15 protein-coding genes are annotated in these 17286 nt (G+C 61.7%); 3 read left to right on the plus strand and 12 right to left on the minus strand.

Annotation, left to right across the window (positions count from 1 at the left end):
• Positions 1-3: 3 nt before the first annotated feature.
• The gene (locus VGV07_RS18215; protein WP_326870148.1) at positions 4-1722 is read right to left on the minus strand and encodes a ThiF family adenylyltransferase; all 1719 of its coding nucleotides are present in this window, start codon (positions 1720-1722) and stop codon (positions 4-6) included.
• Positions 1719-3275, minus strand: coding sequence for an adenylate/guanylate cyclase domain-containing protein (locus VGV07_RS18220; RefSeq protein ID WP_326870149.1), 1557 nt, complete (start codon positions 3273-3275; stop codon positions 1719-1721). Before VGV07_RS18220 ends, VGV07_RS18215 begins: the two co-directional genes overlap by 4 nt.
• A gap of 284 nt (positions 3276-3559) precedes the next feature.
• Between VGV07_RS18220 and VGV07_RS18225 the strand changes: the two genes are divergently transcribed.
• Positions 3560-4150 (plus strand): Pycsar system effector family protein, encoded by a 591-nt coding sequence (locus VGV07_RS18225; RefSeq protein ID WP_326870150.1) that lies wholly within the window; start codon positions 3560-3562, stop codon positions 4148-4150.
• 1 nt (position 4151) lies between these two features.
• The gene (locus tag VGV07_RS18230) at positions 4152-4856 is read left to right on the plus strand and encodes an adenylate/guanylate cyclase domain-containing protein (protein WP_326870151.1); all 705 of its coding nucleotides are present in this window, start codon (positions 4152-4154) and stop codon (positions 4854-4856) included.
• 13 nt (positions 4857-4869) lie between these two features.
• On the opposite strand, the gene VGV07_RS18235 is transcribed toward VGV07_RS18230, so the two are convergent.
• The 10 genes from VGV07_RS18235 to VGV07_RS18280 all read right to left on the minus strand — a co-directional run bounded on the left by VGV07_RS18235 (position 4870) and on the right by VGV07_RS18280 (position 16016).
• Positions 4870-6597, minus strand: coding sequence for a hypothetical protein (locus VGV07_RS18235; protein ID WP_326870152.1), 1728 nt, complete (start codon positions 6595-6597; stop codon positions 4870-4872).
• A 91-nt stretch (positions 6598-6688) separates the two neighbouring features.
• Positions 6689-7606, minus strand: coding sequence for a nucleotidyl transferase AbiEii/AbiGii toxin family protein (locus tag VGV07_RS18240; protein ID WP_326870153.1), 918 nt, complete (start codon positions 7604-7606; stop codon positions 6689-6691).
• Positions 7596-8438, minus strand: coding sequence for a type IV toxin-antitoxin system AbiEi family antitoxin domain-containing protein (locus VGV07_RS18245; protein WP_326870154.1), 843 nt, complete (start codon positions 8436-8438; stop codon positions 7596-7598). Before VGV07_RS18245 ends, VGV07_RS18240 begins: the two co-directional genes overlap by 11 nt.
• A gap of 485 nt (positions 8439-8923) precedes the next feature.
• Positions 8924-10177 (minus strand): relaxase/mobilization nuclease domain-containing protein, encoded by a 1254-nt coding sequence (locus tag VGV07_RS18250; RefSeq protein ID WP_326870155.1) that lies wholly within the window; start codon positions 10175-10177, stop codon positions 8924-8926.
• Between the two features lie 718 nt (positions 10178-10895).
• Positions 10896-11225, minus strand: coding sequence for a hypothetical protein (locus VGV07_RS18255; protein WP_326870156.1), 330 nt, complete (start codon positions 11223-11225; stop codon positions 10896-10898).
• 118 nt (positions 11226-11343) lie between these two features.
• Positions 11344-13032: a dihydroxyacetone kinase subunit DhaL gene (dhaL, locus tag VGV07_RS18260; RefSeq protein WP_326870157.1), complete on the minus strand. Its 1689-nt coding sequence runs from the start codon at positions 13030-13032 to the stop codon at positions 11344-11346.
• A 99-nt stretch (positions 13033-13131) separates the two neighbouring features.
• Complete coding sequence (locus VGV07_RS18265) at positions 13132-13386, minus strand: hypothetical protein (RefSeq protein ID WP_326870158.1); 255 nt, start codon at positions 13384-13386, stop codon at positions 13132-13134.
• A gap of 395 nt (positions 13387-13781) precedes the next feature.
• Positions 13782-13988, minus strand: coding sequence for a cold-shock protein (locus tag VGV07_RS18270; RefSeq protein WP_326870173.1), 207 nt, complete (start codon positions 13986-13988; stop codon positions 13782-13784).
• A 320-nt stretch (positions 13989-14308) separates the two neighbouring features.
• Positions 14309-15025: a GntR family transcriptional regulator gene (locus tag VGV07_RS18275; RefSeq protein ID WP_326870159.1), complete on the minus strand. Its 717-nt coding sequence runs from the start codon at positions 15023-15025 to the stop codon at positions 14309-14311.
• A gap of 37 nt (positions 15026-15062) precedes the next feature.
• Entirely contained in the window at positions 15063-16016 is a 954-nt protein-coding gene (locus tag VGV07_RS18280; RefSeq protein ID WP_326870160.1) for a dihydrodipicolinate synthase family protein, read from the minus strand.
• 146 nt (positions 16017-16162) lie between these two features.
• Here VGV07_RS18280 and VGV07_RS18285 point away from each other — a divergent pair, with 146 nt between their 5' ends.
• On the plus strand, positions 16163-17257 hold the full coding sequence (locus VGV07_RS18285; RefSeq protein ID WP_326870161.1) for an ABC transporter ATP-binding protein: 1095 nt from the start codon (positions 16163-16165) through the stop codon (positions 17255-17257).
• The last annotated feature ends 29 nt before the right edge of the window (positions 17258-17286 follow it).

The raw sequence follows: 17286 nt of genomic DNA on the forward strand, positions 1-17286 counted from the left end.
ATGTTACTGGGAACCGCTAGACGCATTGATCGCGAGCCTTTCGAACAAGCCGCGGATCATGGTGCTTGCATCCTCTTCCTCCGATGGGGCTAGCGGCGTTGAATCGGCGCTCTCTGCCGGTCTGCCCAGATCAATGGGCCACGTCTCGAATGGGAGATCGAACAGCCACCCCTCCTGGAAGCCGATAATGTACGCCGAGACCGGGTATAGCGATTGTTCGCCCCGGACCAGCAGGTCGATTGAAAAGCGTGCGATATGACCCGCCATGATGACAACGTCGGCGTCGGTCGCAATAAGCGGCGCTGCGTCTGCGCGCCTGTTCTCATAGTCGACATTGCCTCGTTCAACGACCCGACCGCGTTCTCGGCAGAACTCATCAACGGCAGAGCGACATGAGGCAGGATCGGGGTCTAAGCCAGGTCGGCAGCGCATCATTCGGCCTCCGACGCCACCTGCGAAAATCTCTCCCGAGATCAACGGCTTTCTGCCGACGGATACAGCCGCACAGAGATAGTTGAACGCCTTCCCGTCCGACGTGCAGTCAATAATGAGATCGCATTCCGCAATGGACTCGATCAGCGACTCGACGCTCCCGCTCGACTCCTGCCCTCCAAGGAGATGGCGGCGGACCTGAACGGTTGCATCGGAGACGAGAGAGATGCGCCGCGCCACTCCATCGACCTTGTGGTGAGCAAGATCGACGTAGTCCAGCTCATGCCGAACAAGGTTGCCAGGCTGGAGGATATCGTCATCGATCAACAGGAAGGTGCCGACCCCCGACCTGGCTAGCGAAACCGCTACCTTGCTTCCAAGTGATCCGCATCCAACGATCGCAATCTTGCGGTTCCTCAACACAGCAAGGTCTTCAGGCAGTCTGCGCTTGCCCTCGTCCGACGGGACGATGCCGATGTCGAATGCCCTGTCGCTATCCGTTGCCAGCAAATAGCCGGCCAACTCCGAGCCGCGGCTGATCAGGCAATACGATGTGCCCTCAGGGAGGGTGTAGCCGGATGCGGCTAGAGCAGCCATGAATGCGGTGCGGGTGCCGTCAACGGGTTTCGCGTCGTGCTCCTGCAGTCGCACGACAGCGAACTCCTTGACCACATAGTCTTCGACGATTGCGGTGGGGCAAGGGAAGAGGATGGGGTGATCGCCGTCCTCCAATTCGATGGGGTGATACACATAGCGGCCGCTTCGCCATGTCATTGCGAGCTTGCCACAATAGACGCCGCTGGCGCGTGTCTCGAGCGCACGTTCGAACTTCGCCGGCACCAAGAAGCGAAGGATTTCGCTTCGAAGGTTTTGACCCAGTGACATCCGGTGCCGGCTCGCGACAACACCTCGTGTCTCGCCATCCGGCGCTTCGCTTTGCAGGAGGCGGAACGCGCTTTCGAGCATCATTGCGCCGGTGATCGCTGGCTGCCAGTTATCGGGTCCATATTCCAGGCACAGCTCCCCGCCAGCGCCCCACTGATGGCTGGACCAGCGGCGTGTTTCATCCGTTGGGAGGACCATCGCAGGGGAGTGCGGAAAGTGATTGGGATAGCGCAGTGTTGCCACGAACTGGCGCCCGGCTGCATCGATTGTGAGATCGAGGTTCAGCCGGGCGGACTCATCGACTCTCCACTCTGAGAGCGTCAGCCATTCCGAGGCCAGCGCGAGACTTTCGATCGCCCGTCGTTCAAGCTGAAGCCTAGCTCTGTCTTCAAGATACCAGATCATGAAAAGCCATCGAGCCTGGTGGGTGCAACGGGACGCGCCGGGAACGTCGGTGCCGCTGCTGCTGCGGTAACCGGCTTGAGCGCACCCGCGGTTGCGAGGGCTTTCGAAACCTTTGCGGCCCGGTCGTTTTTAGCGGTGAGCTCATCAAGCGCTGTCTGGTAGTCGAGATCCGCTCGCTTCCGTGTGCTGCCAAAGACTGTCTGCACGGCTTCGGAAGCTTCGCCATAGGCCTTCGCACCGATGGCGCTTTCGTTGCCTTTGCAGCGGTGCTGTTCGCCTTCAGCGGCGAGCACTCCGCGGCTGACCGAGCAGCGCACCAACTGGCCCCGAATGCCGAGCCTAGTGACGGTCATCGGCCCATAATCAAAGCCGATCGCGACGCCGAGTTCATCGGCATCGGTGCCGTCTTCGTTCAGCATGTTCTTCGCAAGCTTGAAGCTGCTGCGCATTCCGCCGGCGCACAAAACCATATTGCTGATGGTCTCTTGAGCATCGGTTGTCTGGGCGGTGCCTTCGACGAGCAATCCGTGGATGCAGTCGCCGATAAAGCGAACCTTCCGGCCGGCGAAGTCGATGTTCAGCACCGCGTCGAGTTCGCTGCGGAGGACGTGAAGCGCGCGCAGAACATGCTTTGCGCCATCGTCGCTCTGAATGTTCGCGCCGACATAGGAGGTAAACCCGTCGATGTCCGCGTAGACGGTCGCAGCGTCCTGGCGTCTGGAGTTCTTTACACTCAAGGTTTCGATATCGAGCGTGCTGAAAGGCGGTGTGTGGCCGCTGAAGTCGAAAGAACCAATGGGATTCTTGTCGAGATCGTCTTTCCACTCCTTGACGATGTCGTCAGCGCTGACACCCAGCTTCGCCTTCTCCTGCGACGTTTGAATCTCGGAAGTGGTGAGCGGTGTCGTGTCCGGATTTGCAGCTTCGGTCAGGCCAATCTCAAGACGCGCGCCGTTGGTCAGGTAAATGCCGGCGGCCTTCCCGCCAGCAGCACGTTTGGCTGCATGATTGGCTGGCTCTCCGAGAAACAGCGGCTCACGGTGCCCACGCCTACCATTGCTGACGGCAAGGGCTTCACCGCTGTCGATGCCCACGCGAACCTTCGCCGCTGGATGGTCGGCATCCTCGCCCGTCTCGGCGAGCACATCAATGATGAGCTGTGCGATGGCCACGGCACGATGGGTCCTGTTGGTCGCGCTGTCGTATGGCTTGGTGACGACGGTGTGCAGGCGCTGATTGTGGAAGTCCACAAACAGTGCATCGACGCGCTGCAGAATGCGGTGAACAGCACGGTAGTGCAGGTTCAGAAAGCGCAGCGTCCGGCGATGACAGGTCTCTCCCTCAACATTCGTAACCTCAAGCATGTCACGCAGGTTGAGGATGTCGGCATAGAGGTGAACACCGTCGACGCGATAGGCGACGGTTCTCGGGATGTCGGCAAGATTTGTGTCACGTACATAATCGCGGATTTCGAGGTCGTTGAACGGCACTTCCTTCAACCGAGTCTCAATTCGCTTCTTGGCGCGACTCTCACTCCAGCTTCTTCCAGCCATCAGACAATTCTCCTTTGGCAATGACAGTGTTCCTGCCATTCCTGCAAAATCGTTGTACTTGTATAGACTCGGAATTGTGCCCGATGTTCGCGAAAGGTTCTATCTTTTTTTATGCGAATCTGGCCCTTGAAAAGTAGCGTTGCCTACCCCAGCGCATGCACATGCGAGCGCAGAATGCATATGGAAACTAGGCGGGTGGCAGGGATCGCCAACATGTCGGAGGGGTGTGGATATAGCGTTTGATCAGCTACGCGTGCCGTTTGCTGTGAACTACAATTCGAGGCATGACAGACAAAACTCCGAACGAACCACAGGAAACGCGGCTCACTGCTGAGGACTCTCAGTCGGCCTACGCCGTTCTCAACGACATTTTCGGCAACATCAACGAGCAGTTGAGATTTGCCGAAGCAAAGAACGGCGCACTGCTCACGCTCAATCTGGCCGTCGTGTTCGGAATCGCCTCCCTGATGGGCGACTACGCGTCGGTAATGAGCAATCCGGTCGAAGTGGCCATGATTGCAGCCGCCAGCGGGTGTGGCGTTGCTGCCATTGTCTCGCTCGTGTCGTTTCTGCCCGAGCTACATCCTCGCAAGCGACCGGCGAAGGTTCTCGTGGATCCGAGCAACATCTTCTTCTTCGGCCACATTCGGGCGCACAGTGAGACGCAGTATTTGAACCTCGTATACGCAGGCTTGGGTCTGAAGACGGGGCAGCCGCTGGCTGCCCACCTTCATCTGGCCAACCAGATCGGCACAAACTCCAACAATGCACACAAGAAGTTTCGGTTCTTCGCTGCCGGCGCCGGTATCACCCTTCTGTCGTTGGTGGTGCCGGCTCTGATCTTGGGTGTGCTGCGCGCTCTTGGGTATGTTTAGGATGAGCGTTGCTGACGACATCCGGACAAAGTCGAAAGCCACCTTCAAAGCGGATTGGACCGTCAGGAAGGGCGCTGTTGTTCCCGCGCCGGAGGATCTGACACTCTCCAATGATGCCGTTCATCTTGAGACAGCGGCAGTGCTGTATGCGGATCTCGACCAGTCAACGGCTCTCGTCAAGGATAAGAAGTGGTGGTTCGCTGCGGAGGTCTACAAGTCGTTCCTCTATGCCACCGCTCGCCTGATAAACAGCGAGGGCGGAACGATTGTCTCCTACGACGGCGACAGGATCATGGGAGTTTTCATCGGAAGAGCGCCCTGCAACGACGCCGCCAGATGCGCCCTGAAAATCAACTACGCGGTCAAGAAGATCGTGCAGGTCGAGTTGGACCGGCACTATGGTGATCGCGCTGGCGGCTACCAGATCAATCATGTTGTCGGTATCGACGTCTCGGACATTCGGGCCGCACGGACAGGCGTCCGTGGTGACAACGACATTGTCTGGGTTGGAAATGCCGCCAATCTTGCCGCAAAGCTTACCAGCCTGAGCGCCGATTGGCCGACGCGCATCACGAAGGCCGTATACAACAAGCTCAACGATGCTCAGAAGTTCTCGGACGGGAGGAGCATATGGACCGAGCGAACCTGGAATGCCCATGGCGGCGACACGATCTACGCCTCAAAGTGGACGTGGACGGTCAAGTGATGCCATGGAGCGCTTACGCGGGGTCCTTGGGTTCCGCTGGTAGCCAGATTTCCTGCCATGCAAATGAGGTCCGCGATCCATTCATAAGGTCAGTTTCCAGCGCAACGAGGCGGACGTCACCGGGGTTATTCTCGACTGCGTGGACCACGTAGACAAGCGCCACCTCTTGGTTGCCAGCCTCCGCGGCCAACGCGGCAACTGCCAAGGTGAGCGCGCCCTCAAAGAAGGGATTCAGGTGTATGCCGTCTCTGTGGTGACGCTGCTTATAGTACTGGGCATATACGGCCTCCGCGTCGGCCAGCTGCCAATCGAGCGGGCGGCGGAACACTATGTAGGCAATGGCGGTTTCAAGGCACGGCTCGTCGAAATCGGCCGCGAACCGGCTAAAAAACTCGGTGTGATCGTCCGATCTGAACTGGTCAGCCATAAGACGGTAATAAAGGTAGTGGAGTAGTACCATGGGCCGTCGCTGAGCGGCCCCTGCCGTGCCTGGAACAAGCTCCTCCATCTTTCGCAAGACGTTGCGCATATCGCTCAGTGAGGGCGTGCCATTCGCTTGCAATACGGATGCGACCTGATCGAGGAAGCCTGCCAGATAGCGGTTGGCAGATTTTGCGCTGTAGCCTCTCTCGTCCCAAACCCAATGCTGAGACGCAACGGGCATCGTAGTAATGTTGGGAAGGGCGCGCCGCCAGTCGAACATCTCACTTTCGGCGCGGCGTGCGCCCTCAATGAAGTTCATGATGATGTGACGAGAAAGGCGGGCGATTCCCTGAAAAGTCAGCGCTCGCTCGCCATCGTCGTACGCGGTTTCGCTGTGGTCGTGCACCAGCAGAACGTTGCGTGGGATCTCGGAAAGGCGGTGTACATATCTCGACCTGATGGCGTAGGCACGATCGAGGAGCCGGCCGATGTCGGAACGGCGGACGGGGTTCAGTGCCTCTCGCGCATCCTCTCGAAAGTACGAGCTCTGGACATTCGAGAGTGCGAACTCGCGGTAGCGTCTGGCTAGAGATCGGCTTTCACGATCCATCACCGCTCCGCGAACTCGATCGGCTACGACTTCGTCAACACCAAGCAGAGCTGCATCGATCGGCTCGCGGCGGTCCTTTGCAACGCCTCCCCAAGTGGGGATAAAGCCATCGAAATCCTGGGCGAGAGACTCGATCGACGCGACGAACAATGCGTACGCGAGATCGATGTCGTCGGAAATGCGATGGGCCCCGCTCACGAAGCGACGAATAGCACGAATAGCACCTTCATAGCTCTTGCGGTCGAGCGCCATCAGCTTGCTGACAAGGTCGCCCAGAACCGCGTCGTCGCTGGCTTTGGCGGGCACCTCGGTATCGAACATTCGCTTAAGGTAGCTCTGGGGGGCGTTTGCGCCGCTAGGTCCAATTGAGTTTGGTGAAACTAGGCGCCGAGTGAGATCGGGATCGAGCGTGCAGGTGATGTTGAGGGCGAAAGATGTAATCGCGGCAAAGTCGCTCAGCATGTGGTTACTGCCGATCGAGATTAATATGGATTGCGAACCATCGGGGTTGGTTTTTGCGAGCCGCTCAGTCGTCTCACAGGTTAGCGTTATGAGCTTTGACCAGGGAGCAGACGGCATAAGCCTTCCGCACGCCGTCTCATAACTCTTCCGGTCATAGATCCGGTAGTTCGTGAAAAATGTCCCGCGATGTAGGGTCTCTTCCACCTCCGACGGTCCAAAGAACTTGCCGGTACTTATCTGTAACATCGTCGATCCCTGCTGCAACCATGGCTGGACGCGGAGGAGAGGGGCACTAGCACGTTCGAGGATTTCATGGGGAAGTTACGTCTTCGCTGACTCAGTTAACAAGTGACTCAATCAACCCACGCAGCTCAGCATGCTTGTCGGGATTGCCGGTTTTCAACTTCCCCAGGTTCTGCAGCTTCCATTTGACGGCCGGAAGGTCCGCTGCCTGCGGCAACCCGATCGCGTCGAAGTCCGGCTCGCCGTCATGGAGGCTCAGAAGGAACTTCATCGCCGGATTATCGAGTGAAGCGAGCAAATCCCTGAAGAGCTGGTCCCGTGCCGCCGCGAGGTCTGCAACTTTGACAGACTTTGCCGTCATACCTTCGAACTCTGCGACGAACCGCTCATCTAGCGGCTGTGGTGTCGGTCGCAGCAGCTCATGGGTCGGCCGCCCAGAGCTTGCGACATAGATCAGGAACGTCCGAAAGAGCGCTGTGGTGAGGCCTTCGTTCTCGTAGAGCAGTTTGACGTCGAAGAGGTCACGCGGGTGTTGACGATCGGTGGCCGCATGAAGCTTACCGCCATAGAGGTCCTCGAAGTCAAGAACCTGCATTTCTGCGAAGCCGAAGGCCTCGGCCACGACATCGCTGACCGGCATCAGGATGGGCTTTTGGACAGCGCCCCGCGCCACAGGCGATGTCTCGATCTTGATAGTTGCGTTCTTCTGGCGGACGAGGATGCGGGTATCGTTGTCGCCGCCGCCGGCGATGCGTTGGATCTGTGCATCCGGGATCACCCTCGAGAGATCGGCTAGGATCGTTTCAAGATTGGAATCGATCCCGGCAAGCGAGGTCGCACGGTCCTGTATGGGCAGATAAGTAAGATCGATATCGACAGACAGGCGTGGCATGTCCCGATGAAAGAGGTTGATCGCAGTGCCGCCCTTCAAGGCAAAGACATCTTGTTTGGCGACGGAGGGAAGGGAGCGCACGAGCAGCCGCACCTGATCTTCGTAAGCTTCACGGGCCATTGCTGGCCTCACTGCCAACGAACTCCGCTGGCATCGTTATCCTGTAGGTTGGGTGAAGCTTGCCACCCTCCACCAACATGCGGTCGCCGGTGCCCAGATCGACTTCGTGGTGATCGAGGTACTTTCGCCAGGCATGTGCGTGGCGATCCGCGAAGGCGAAGAAGAGGCGCTTGGTCTTAATGCTGCGACATGCCCGTAGCAGTTGCATCATCAGCTTTGGGCGCATGTTCGCCATCGACTGAAACATCACGTCGACAAGATGGAACGTCTCATGCCGAGGCACCTCATCTAGCGTCTCGAGAAGCGCCCGCTCCGGCGATGACTGACGCATTGGCCAAAGCCATGGGCTTTCGCCGAGTTCTGGTGAGTTTGCATCCTCGATCGAGAAGTCTGTGTTTTCGACACCCAGCCCCTCGTTGCCGAACAGCGAGCCTTGCCTGTGCACTAGCTCTGCTTCGAGCGCCAACCTGGACAGCCAGGTGGGGACAGTGCCGTGGACGTAGAGCTTTCCGGGTCCCGATAGCCGCAGGTAGTGGCTGTATCCGTGCAGCTCCAGCGCAGTGGTGGCTGCCACATGGAAGCTGTAGTGCATTATCCACTGCGCAGAGAGGACGGGTATCTTCCACTCGCGTTCGGCGTTCGGACGATGCCCACGGGTGAAGGGGCGCCGGTAGAGGCCATGCAGCGGGTGCTCGAGCCAGCCCGAGCGGACGTAGGTGGAGGACAACTGGCGCGATATGTCCCAACGCGTGAGCGTGCGCGTATCCACGAGAAACCCGGGGGGGACGGTCTCGATTAGTCTCTTTAGCTTGTCTTCCTTTTGTCCACTCATGCTTGACATCATAGCATGAACTCAAAGCTACGGCAAAGGCTTGCTTTATCAGATACGAGTTATGTCAAGCGTGAGTGTACCGGATCATCGCTCTACAAAGTGCCCCAGGAAGCCCCATCCGGGCCGCTCTTGAGGCTATCGAGACCTCATAGCCTTCTACCAAGGCATAGGATCAGCAGGCCTCGGGGACGGAGCTTCAGCATCGCCCTGCACGCCCAAAGTACCGTGCGACGGATAGTTCCGAAGCACCAACCGTCCATTACGAGCCGGCGCAGCATCAAAGCTCAACCGAAACCCACTGCCGTCTTTTTCGGGGTAGGCCGACCCAATCCGAATCCAGTGGCTCGCATCTTCGCCAGTTACAACATACACATCGTGGCTGGGCCGTTCATTCTCCTGCGACATATCGTTCTCCTCTTCTCGAGTGTGCTGCGACTTTGAGGATGCGGCAACGCTACATGCCGGTGCATGTCTGCTCACAATTCCTAGGGCGAGCGGCTCTGACGACGATTCGAACGACGGCGCCCTCTCTCTGTCCGCGCCTGAGGCACTTCAAGCGTAGGTGCCAAAAGCGTCCGTTGCTCGAGGCGCTTGTTTGCAGCAATCAGACGCATCTCGTTTTGCAGACCTCGGCGTTCCGATAGCTGCGCTGCTACAAGCGTCTCGCGCTCGATGGTATCGCGCAGTAAGGACTCCGCCAGCTCTCGCTCATTGAGCGCCCGAGTTCGCGCGGCCCTTCCCGTGATGCGATCCCATAGGCCAAGAAGCCCTCGACGGAAGCGTTTTGCTCTTGCTTGAAGCTCCCGCTGCCTTCTGGCGTCTTGTCGCTCATCCAACCTGGCGCGTGCCTGACGGTGCGTGTGGACCATATGGTCGCGGCGGGCGCGCAGACCATCACGAGCGAACGCGAATTCCTGGCGGATGTCAGACTTGAAGTTCTCAATCTTGGCGGCGTGTTTCTCATTCAGTGCGGTAACGACCTCCGCAAGAAGCGGCAAAGAGGAACAGTCTCCCAGCTTGGCCGTCAGGGCGACCGTGTGTACGCCACACCATCGCGACAGCGAATAAACCTTTCCCAGCCAATCGACAGCGACCGGGCGCTCACCAGCCGCTAGATAGTACCCACGCGCTTCCATTGCGCTCCGAAACGCGGGCAAGGAATCTGATATCGCCCAGCAGTCTTGGAAGATCCGCTTTACCTCGGCAGCATCCTGACCTGATCGGAGCGTCTGCTGCCATTCATCTCTGGTAAAATTGAAGGGGTTCCGCTCCGATCTGCGCACGAACCCACGCGGCAATGTCCAATTGTTTTCGAGAAAGAGTTCACGGGACATATCCTGCAGGCGAAGCTTGAAGTGACTGAGAGGCGTCGCCTTCATCGTCGCCGGGTTTATCCGAGACCAGACACAGTGAGCATGACGGCGACCAAACTTCTCGTGAAACACGATTGCCCTCGGATGCCCGATTAGTCCCAATCTCGCCTCAGCGCGTTCGATTGCCCCGATGAAGCTCTCCTTCGAAACACTAGCTTCTGGTGGTGGATTGAAACTCAAGGAGAAAAGGTACTGCTTACAACGCGTGCCCCGGCTGATGGCGAAGGCCTCGCGAAACGCCCCGACCAAGTTCGACGAGACGAAGCCACGTAGGGAGTGAACCTCCACGTGTTCGTTCTGGTCCCTGCGCATCAGGTGGAGCGCGAGATCTTTGCCACCTGCTCGCTGGCTGCCCTTGAGCATCATTGGCCGCGGCCTCGAAGCTTCAGAGCACTGATGAGCAAATCCCTCATTTCCTCGATAGACCCGCAGGCGCTCATGAGCGCATGCACTGTTTCGGCGGACAGTTCGAGGCTGCCGCTCCGAGCGAGGTGCACAAACTCTCGCAGACGCGGTGCCAACTCAGACGAGCCCAGTTGGGCAAGCACACGCGCGTAGTCTTCTGATTGTCCTGACGGTACGCGTCGCGAGGAAGTCTTGGTGGATGTTGGAAATAGGCGGCTCCGGACGTGCGCACTGACGCCCCGATCACCGGCTTCTCGGCGTAGGACGTCGCGCTCTTCCTTGGAAATACGAACAGAAAGGACGACGTTCTCGTCCCCTTGGGGCTTCTCCACCGGCTCTCCACATAAGGATACACCGCCTTACCTCACGGGCTCGGCGGTCCAATATCCTTCGCTACGTGAAGCAACTCGCGCTGGTTGCGCGTCCCCGCAACCAATCCGAGATTGAACAAGAGCCCCGCGAAAGCGGGGCTTTTCGTTTTGCGCCGTGAATCTGTGCACGAGAGCGGCAGCCGACGTGTCCAAGGTTGAAGGTGAACGTTCGTCGGCCGCCGCTCTCTGAACAACTAACTGTTTGGCTTGACGGTGGTTCCCCCCTCAAAGCACGAAGCCCCGCACGACCTTCAGGTGGCGGGGCCCGTTGCAGGGCGGAGGGTCTCTCCGGCCCGTGGTCGCGTCGCTTACTTCACGAGACCAGCGGTCTTGCAGGCGTCGAGCGTCAGCGTCGCCAGGTCGATCTTGGTGGTGCCCTCGGCGGTTTCGGCCGGGGTATCGGGTTCGTCGCTGGTCTCGGCGGTCCCATCGGTCGACGGAGCGGCGCCGTCGTCGTCAGTGTTGCTGGCGCCATCGGCCATGGCAGCTTCTGCCGCCAGAGAATCGCACTGGGCCTGGACCTTGGGCAGGTCCTCGGCAGAAATCTCGGTGCCGTTGATCGAGGTCTGCGCCAGAGCGCCCGATGCAAGCATGGCCAGCGAGAGGGCGGCGGCGGAAACGAGGCTGCGGATCATCATGATTTATCTCCACTATTGTTTTCGTTGAGGCGTGCCGGGCCTGGCGACGAAACGTGGAGCAGTGGAAATGGTTTCCCCGCGACCGGGATCGCTGGTCGCAGGGGAATGCGGCTGGGCGTCAGCGGGCAGCTTTCGCGGCAGCCTCCAGCCACAGCGCAACGGCGACGGCGCCCGGATCCGGGTGGCCGAGGGCACGCTCGCCGATATAGCTGGAGCGGCCGCGGCGTGGGTGCATCGCCGCGGTGCGATCGGCGCCGGAACGGGCGGCCGTGGCTGCGGCGGTGAGCTGCGCGCTGGTGGTGCCGTGGGTCATCGCGGCCGCAGCCGGAATGAGGGCGTCGAGCATGGTGCGGTCGCCAGCGTCGGCGCCGCCCAGCCGCTTGATGGCGTCCGCTCCGGCCGCGAAGGCGCGGGCGAGAGCGGCGCTGTCGTGTCCGCCGTCAGCGACGGCCTGAGAGGCGGCGATGGCGAAGGCGGCGTAGAGCGGGCCTGAGGTGCCGCCGATGCTCTTGCGCAGGGCAAGACCGATCTCGCGCAGCACCGCATCCAGCGGCCGGCCGGTCCAGCCGGGCGACAGCGCAAGCAATGCGTTGGCGCCGCTGGCTAGGGAATGGCCGATATCGCCGTCACCGACGATGCGGTCCATTTCGGTCAGCTCGGTTTCGGCTTCAATGACGGCGCGACAGGCGGTGGTAAGCGCGGCGACGAACTCGGCCGGGGCGGCGGCGCCGGAGCCGGCGGTGGTGTCGGCGCTGAACTCGGGCGCCGGCACGGTGGTGAGTGGATCGAGCGGCAGCCGGCCGTGCGTGCCGGGCCAGACGGGGGCGGCGGTGGGGGCGTCGAGCGCCGTGAGCACGCCGGCGTCTGTGCGGAGGAGGCTCAGCGAAATGCCGGTCATCTCGATGGCGGTGAGGAAAGTGCCGCAATAGCCGCGATCGACGATGATGCCGCGGGCCTTCAGCACCTCGAGCGCGTCGCGGGCGACGATGCTCATTTCCATCTGGGCGGTGCCGCCGAGATTGTTGACCAGCAGGGCGACGTGGTCGCCACGCCTCACGTTGCGATCGGCGAGGATCGTGTCGATCAGGGTTTCGACCACCTGGCGGGCCGGCTGCATGACGACGCGCTGCACACCGGCTTCGCCATGGATACCGAGACCCAGTTCCATCTCGTCGTCGCCGAGCGAGAAGTTGGGCTTGCCCGCCGCGGGAACGGTGCAGGGGGAGAGCGCCACGCCCATCGAGGCGACGGCACCGATCGCCGCCAGCGCCCGGGCTTTGACCTCGCCCAGCGACAAGCCGGCTTCCGCGGCGGCGCCGGCGACCTTGTGGACGAACACCGTGCCGGCAATGCCGCGGCGACCGGCGGTGCGTTCGGCTTTGCCCAGGGCCGAGTCGTCATCGACGATCACCAGTTCGACCGGGATACCGTCGGCGCGGGCCATCTCGGCGGCGAGGCCGAAGTTCAGCCGGTCGCCGGTGTAGTTCTTGACGATGATGAGGATGCCGGCCGGACTGGCGACGGCGCGGAGCGCCGCATAGACCGCATCGGTGCTGGGGGAGGCGAAGACGTCGCCGCTGACCGCGGCGGTGAGCATGCCCTTGCCAATATAGCCGGCATGGGCCGGCTCATGGCCGGCGCCACCGCCGGTGACGATCGCCACCTTGCCGCTCTCGAGGAACTCGGCGAGGTCGGAACGCACCAGAGTGTTCTCGCTGCCGAGCAGCGCCAGCCCCGGATGGAGCATGGCGAGGCCTTCGAGCGACTGGCGAACCAGCGACGGAATGTCGTTAATGAGTTTCTTCATGGCCTCTCTCCCCTGGCGCCGCATCGAAGCGGCGCCGATTCATGCAGCATAATCCTGAGGATGTCTGCATGAACGAAATTAGGGAAGGAGGCTTGAGTACTAGGCCGCGGCGGCCTGCTGGCGCTGCAGCGGGTAGCCGTCGGCCTCGTAGAGGGCGCGGATGGCGGCGCCATCGAAACGGCGTCCATCGGCCTCGAGGAAGGTGCCGATCAGCCAGGCAGCGGGGCGGTCCTCGACGATGTACTGGATGGCCTCGGCGGCCGTCTTGAAGCGGCGGTACTGCTCGCGGGCCGATTTGGCGTAGCGGCGGCTGGGATAGAGCTCGGCGGAGGCGGTGTAGTTGAAGGTCTCCACGTTGTGTCCTTTCGGGCGCTGGGGCCGCGGGCGCGGCCAATGGGTTTGCGTTGCAGCGGGTAATCGCCGCTCCGGTAGAGGCGTTCGAGGGCGCTGCCGGCATAGACGCGGTCACCGACCCGGAGGCGGGCGCCGCGCAGGCTGACGGGCGCAACTTCCTCGAAGGCGAAGCGCAAGGCGTGTGCCGCGACCCGGAAAGCCCGAGGGCCATGGGCCGTGGCAGTTTGCCAGTCGCGACCGAGATAGAGCTCGGCGCGAGCCTGGTAGTTCAGATGTGTCATGTGTTCTCTTGTGGGCCCGTCATCAGCAGATGCGGGGCCTCTCGTTGAAACGCCTCGACCACGAAGCGGGAGGCGTATGCCGGGCCTGCCCGATCGGCGGGCCCGGCGGATCGATCAGGCGAGTTGCAGGTTGGTCGCCGACAGCTTGCCGTCGCGGCCGCTCTGCAGGTCATAGGTAACCTGCTGGCCTTCGGCGAGGCCGGAGATGCCGGCTGCTTCCAGCGCAGTGGCGTGGACGAACGCGTCCTTGGTGCCATCGCTCGGAGCAATGAAGCCGAAGCCTTTGGTGGAGTTATAGAATTTTACTGTGCCGTTGATCATGACGGATACTTTCGATTGTGAGGGGACGCCCAGTGGCGAACGCACTCGTTCCTCCGGCGCAACACGCGGCGGCGGTCTAGACGTTCGCAATTCAGGGGAACCAAACAACCGGCAAGCCGGAAGATCAGAAGCCAAAGATGGCCGTAACGTATGGCGGCTATATAGGGATGAATTGCGCCGATAACAAGGTGGGCGCGGGAACGGGCCCGTTCGCACCCCCCTCCTCTTGATGGGGGGATGGGGGCGGGGGTCCATCGGCGGTCACCGAACCACCCCCTCAATCCCTCCCCTCAAGGGAAGCGGCGACTGCGAGGCCGGAACTAGAACGTCACCGCGCGCAGCCGGGCGTTGTGGATATGGGTTTCCATGGCCAGTTCTGCCTTGGCGCGGTCGCGTTTCAGCAGTGCGTCGATGATGTCGAGGTGGTCGGCCAGCGCCGGGGCGAGCACCACCGGGTTCAGCCGGATGCGGTCAAGCTGGATCATGCGGACGCGGATGGCATTGATCGAATAGGCCTGGATCAGGATCTCGTTGCCGGTGGCGCCAATGAGGAAATCGTGGAAGTCGGAGTCGATCTTCTGGGCTTCGTCGAGCAGGGCGCCGCTGATGCCGCCGCTGCTGGCGCGCTCGAGAATCGAGGCGTGCAGCGCGCGTTGCTGCTGCAGGGCTTCGTCGCTGACATGTTCGATAGCGTAAATGGTCGCCTCGCGCTCGTAGGCGAGGCGCATCTGGTAGGATTCGCGGATCATGCGGAGATCGACGGTGGTGATCTGGATGCCGCGCTGCGGCAGCACGGCAAGCAGGTTTTCCGCCTCGAGCCGTGGCAGCAGCTCGCGCAGGGCGCCCAGCGAAATGCCGAGCTTTGATACCAGATCGCGTTGCGACAGGTTCTGGCCAGGCTGGATCTGGCCGGCAAGCAGCAGGCGCTGGAAGCGCTGGTAGGCGGTCTGACGGTTGAGCGTGTTGTCGGCGCCGGCCGTGGTCCGTTGCCGACGCACCGTGCGCCGCGCCGGGGCGGTCAGGACCTTGGTCGACATACGCGTTTCCTCCTTCGCGCTTCTTTTGAGCGTTAACTCAATCCGTCTCGCCTGGGAATTGGAATTGGCTCTGCCGGAACTCGCCAATGAGGGCGGTGACGTCAGCGTCCGGCAGCGGCAGCAACGGCTCGAGCGGCCGCATCCAGGCGGCGTCGCCGCTGATCCGTGCCTTCACCGCTTTCAACGCGATGATGCCGCCATGGTCGTCGACGGCGACGATGCGTTTTGCGGCCCGGTCGCGCAGACCCTGGGCCGCCGGGCCGGCGGGGTCGGCAAAGAACTGGCAGAGCTCGATGGCGTTGACGTTGGGCAGGCCGCCGATCATGCCGGCGCCGCCGGCAGCGAGCAGGTCGGGCAGCACCCGGTCATCGCCGGTGAAGATGCGGAGATTGGGGAAGGTCTTGGCCAGCATCAGCGTGTGGGCGCGGTCGCCGGTCGAATCCTTGATGCCGACGATGCGCTTGCCGTGCCGGGCAACGAGCCGCTGCACCAGCTCGACGCCGTAGCCAACCTTGGTCATCGCCGGGATGTGATAGAGCACGACGTCGAGCGGAAAGGTGCCGCCGAAACGGTTGGCGGCGGCCTCGAAGAAGGCGGCGATGCCGTCCTGGCTGGTGGCGCCGTAATAGAACGGCGGAGCGATCAGCACGGCGCGACAGCCGAGATCGGCGGCTGCGGCGATGGTCGCCACCGCATCATCGAGCGCAGCGCTCATCGAGGCCGGGATCAGCCGGTCCATCGGCACGCCGGCCTGCTGCAGTGCGGCCAGCGCCGCCCGCTTCTCGCGTACCGAAAACGAGGCCCCCTCGCCGGTCGAACCGAAGGGCGAAATGTAGCTGCAGCCGGCGGCGAACAGCCAGTCGAAATGCGACTTAAGTCGCGAGATATCGATACTTCCGGTGTCAGTGACAGGCGTCAGCGAGGCGGCGACGATGCCGCCGAGAGCCCCGGAATTGCTGGCTTTAGAGGCGGCTATGAGTTCTTGTGTCACTGATACAATCACCAGATGGAGTAGTTGTTCAATCTATGTGTTTACACGAGCCGGATTCTGTTGCAAGGTCAATCCATCGGCGAGGGATGACGGCGGCGTAACGCCACCACGCTAGCCGGTAGGACGTGCATGCTGGGAGGGCGCCGTTGGCCGAACTGCAACTTCAGAATGTCTCGAAGACCTACGGGACGTTCGAGGCGGTAAAGGATGTGTCGCTCGCCATCGAGGATGGCGAGTTCGCCGTCTTTGTCGGCCCGTCCGGCTGCGGTAAGTCGACCCTCTTGCGCCTGATCGCCGGGCTCGATCCGGTCAGCGGCGGTACCGTCGCCATCGGCGACAAGGACATGACGGCACGGCAGGCCGGCGAGCGGCCGGTGGCCATGGTGTTCCAGTCCTATGCACTCTACCCGCATATGAGCGTGTTCGAAAACATCGCCTTTCCGCTGCAGATGGAGAGGCGCTCGAAGGCCGAGATTCGAGACGAGGTGGCCAAGGCCGCGGCGACCGTGCAACTGACGACGCGGCTGCAGGACAAGCCGGCGAAACTCTCTGGCGGTCAGCGGCAGCGCGTGGCGATCGCTCGCGCCATCGTCCGCAAGCCCGAAATCTTCCTGATGGACGAGCCGCTGTCGAACCTCGACGCGGCGCTGCGCATGGAGATGCGCTCGGAGCTGACGCAACTGCACAAGCGGCTCGGCTCCACCATGGTCTATGTCACGCACGACCAGCTCGAAGCCATGACCATGGCCGACCGCATCGTGGTGCTCAATGCCGGCAAGGTCGAGCAGGTCGGCAAGCCGATGGAGCTCTATCACCGGCCGGCCAACCTGTTCGTTGCCGGCTTTATCGGCAGCCCGCCGATGAACTTTCTGGCCGCGAAGGTGACGGGACACGAAGGCGAAAACGTGCTGCTCGAGGTGCCCGGGGTCGGGCAGCTGGCGCTGGCGGGCGTCGCCTCCGGCTTCGCGATCGGTGGCGACGCAACGATCGGCATCCGGCCCGAAGCAATCACGACTGTTGCGCCGACAGAACCGGCGCTGACGCTCAGCATCACCCCGCGCACCGTCGAGCGGTTGGGACTCCACACCATCGTCTATGGCGAGTTGGGCGGCCGGATGATCACCGCCCTGTTCAATGGCGACCCGGCAATCGCTGCCGATGCGCCGCTCGGCATCCATGTGCCGCTGAAGCAGATCCACCTGTTCGACGCCGCGGGCGAAGCCCGCGGACACCGCGACTGATTTCACCGCTCGCCCCGGAGGAGGAGGAC

The sequence above is a fragment of the Devosia sp. genome (genome assembly GCF_035944845.1).
In the GTDB taxonomy this organism is placed as follows: Bacteria; Pseudomonadota; Alphaproteobacteria; order Rhizobiales; family Devosiaceae; genus Devosia_A.

Excerpts from the sequence above, each read along its gene's own strand:
- VGV07_RS18245 (WP_326870154.1), bottom strand. The coding sequence starts at position 8,438 with ATGAGTGGACAAAAGGAAGACAAGCTAAAGAGACTAATCGAGACCGTC.
- VGV07_RS18270 (WP_326870173.1), bottom strand. The coding sequence starts at position 13,988 with ATGATCAACGGCACAGTAAAATTCTATAACTCCACCAAAGGCTTCGGC.
- VGV07_RS18255 (WP_326870156.1), bottom strand. The coding sequence starts at position 11,225 with ATGATGATCCGCAGCCTCGTTTCCGCCGCCGCCCTCTCGCTGGCCATG.
- VGV07_RS18235 (WP_326870152.1), bottom strand. The coding sequence starts at position 6,597 with ATGTTACAGATAAGTACCGGCAAGTTCTTTGGACCGTCGGAGGTGGAA.
- VGV07_RS18240 (WP_326870153.1), bottom strand. The coding sequence starts at position 7,606 with ATGGCCCGTGAAGCTTACGAAGATCAGGTGCGGCTGCTCGTGCGCTCC.
- VGV07_RS18225 (WP_326870150.1), top strand. The coding sequence starts at position 3,560 with ATGACAGACAAAACTCCGAACGAACCACAGGAAACGCGGCTCACTGCT.
- VGV07_RS18275 (WP_326870159.1), bottom strand. The coding sequence starts at position 15,025 with ATGTCGACCAAGGTCCTGACCGCCCCGGCGCGGCGCACGGTGCGTCGG.
- VGV07_RS18250 (WP_326870155.1), bottom strand. The coding sequence starts at position 10,177 with ATGATGCTCAAGGGCAGCCAGCGAGCAGGTGGCAAAGATCTCGCGCTC.
- VGV07_RS18230 (WP_326870151.1), top strand. The coding sequence starts at position 4,152 with ATGAGCGTTGCTGACGACATCCGGACAAAGTCGAAAGCCACCTTCAAA.
- dhaL (WP_326870157.1), bottom strand. The coding sequence starts at position 13,032 with ATGAAGAAACTCATTAACGACATTCCGTCGCTGGTTCGCCAGTCGCTC.
- VGV07_RS18220 (WP_326870149.1), bottom strand. The coding sequence starts at position 3,275 with ATGGCTGGAAGAAGCTGGAGTGAGAGTCGCGCCAAGAAGCGAATTGAG.
- VGV07_RS18215 (WP_326870148.1), bottom strand. The coding sequence starts at position 1,722 with ATGATCTGGTATCTTGAAGACAGAGCTAGGCTTCAGCTTGAACGACGG.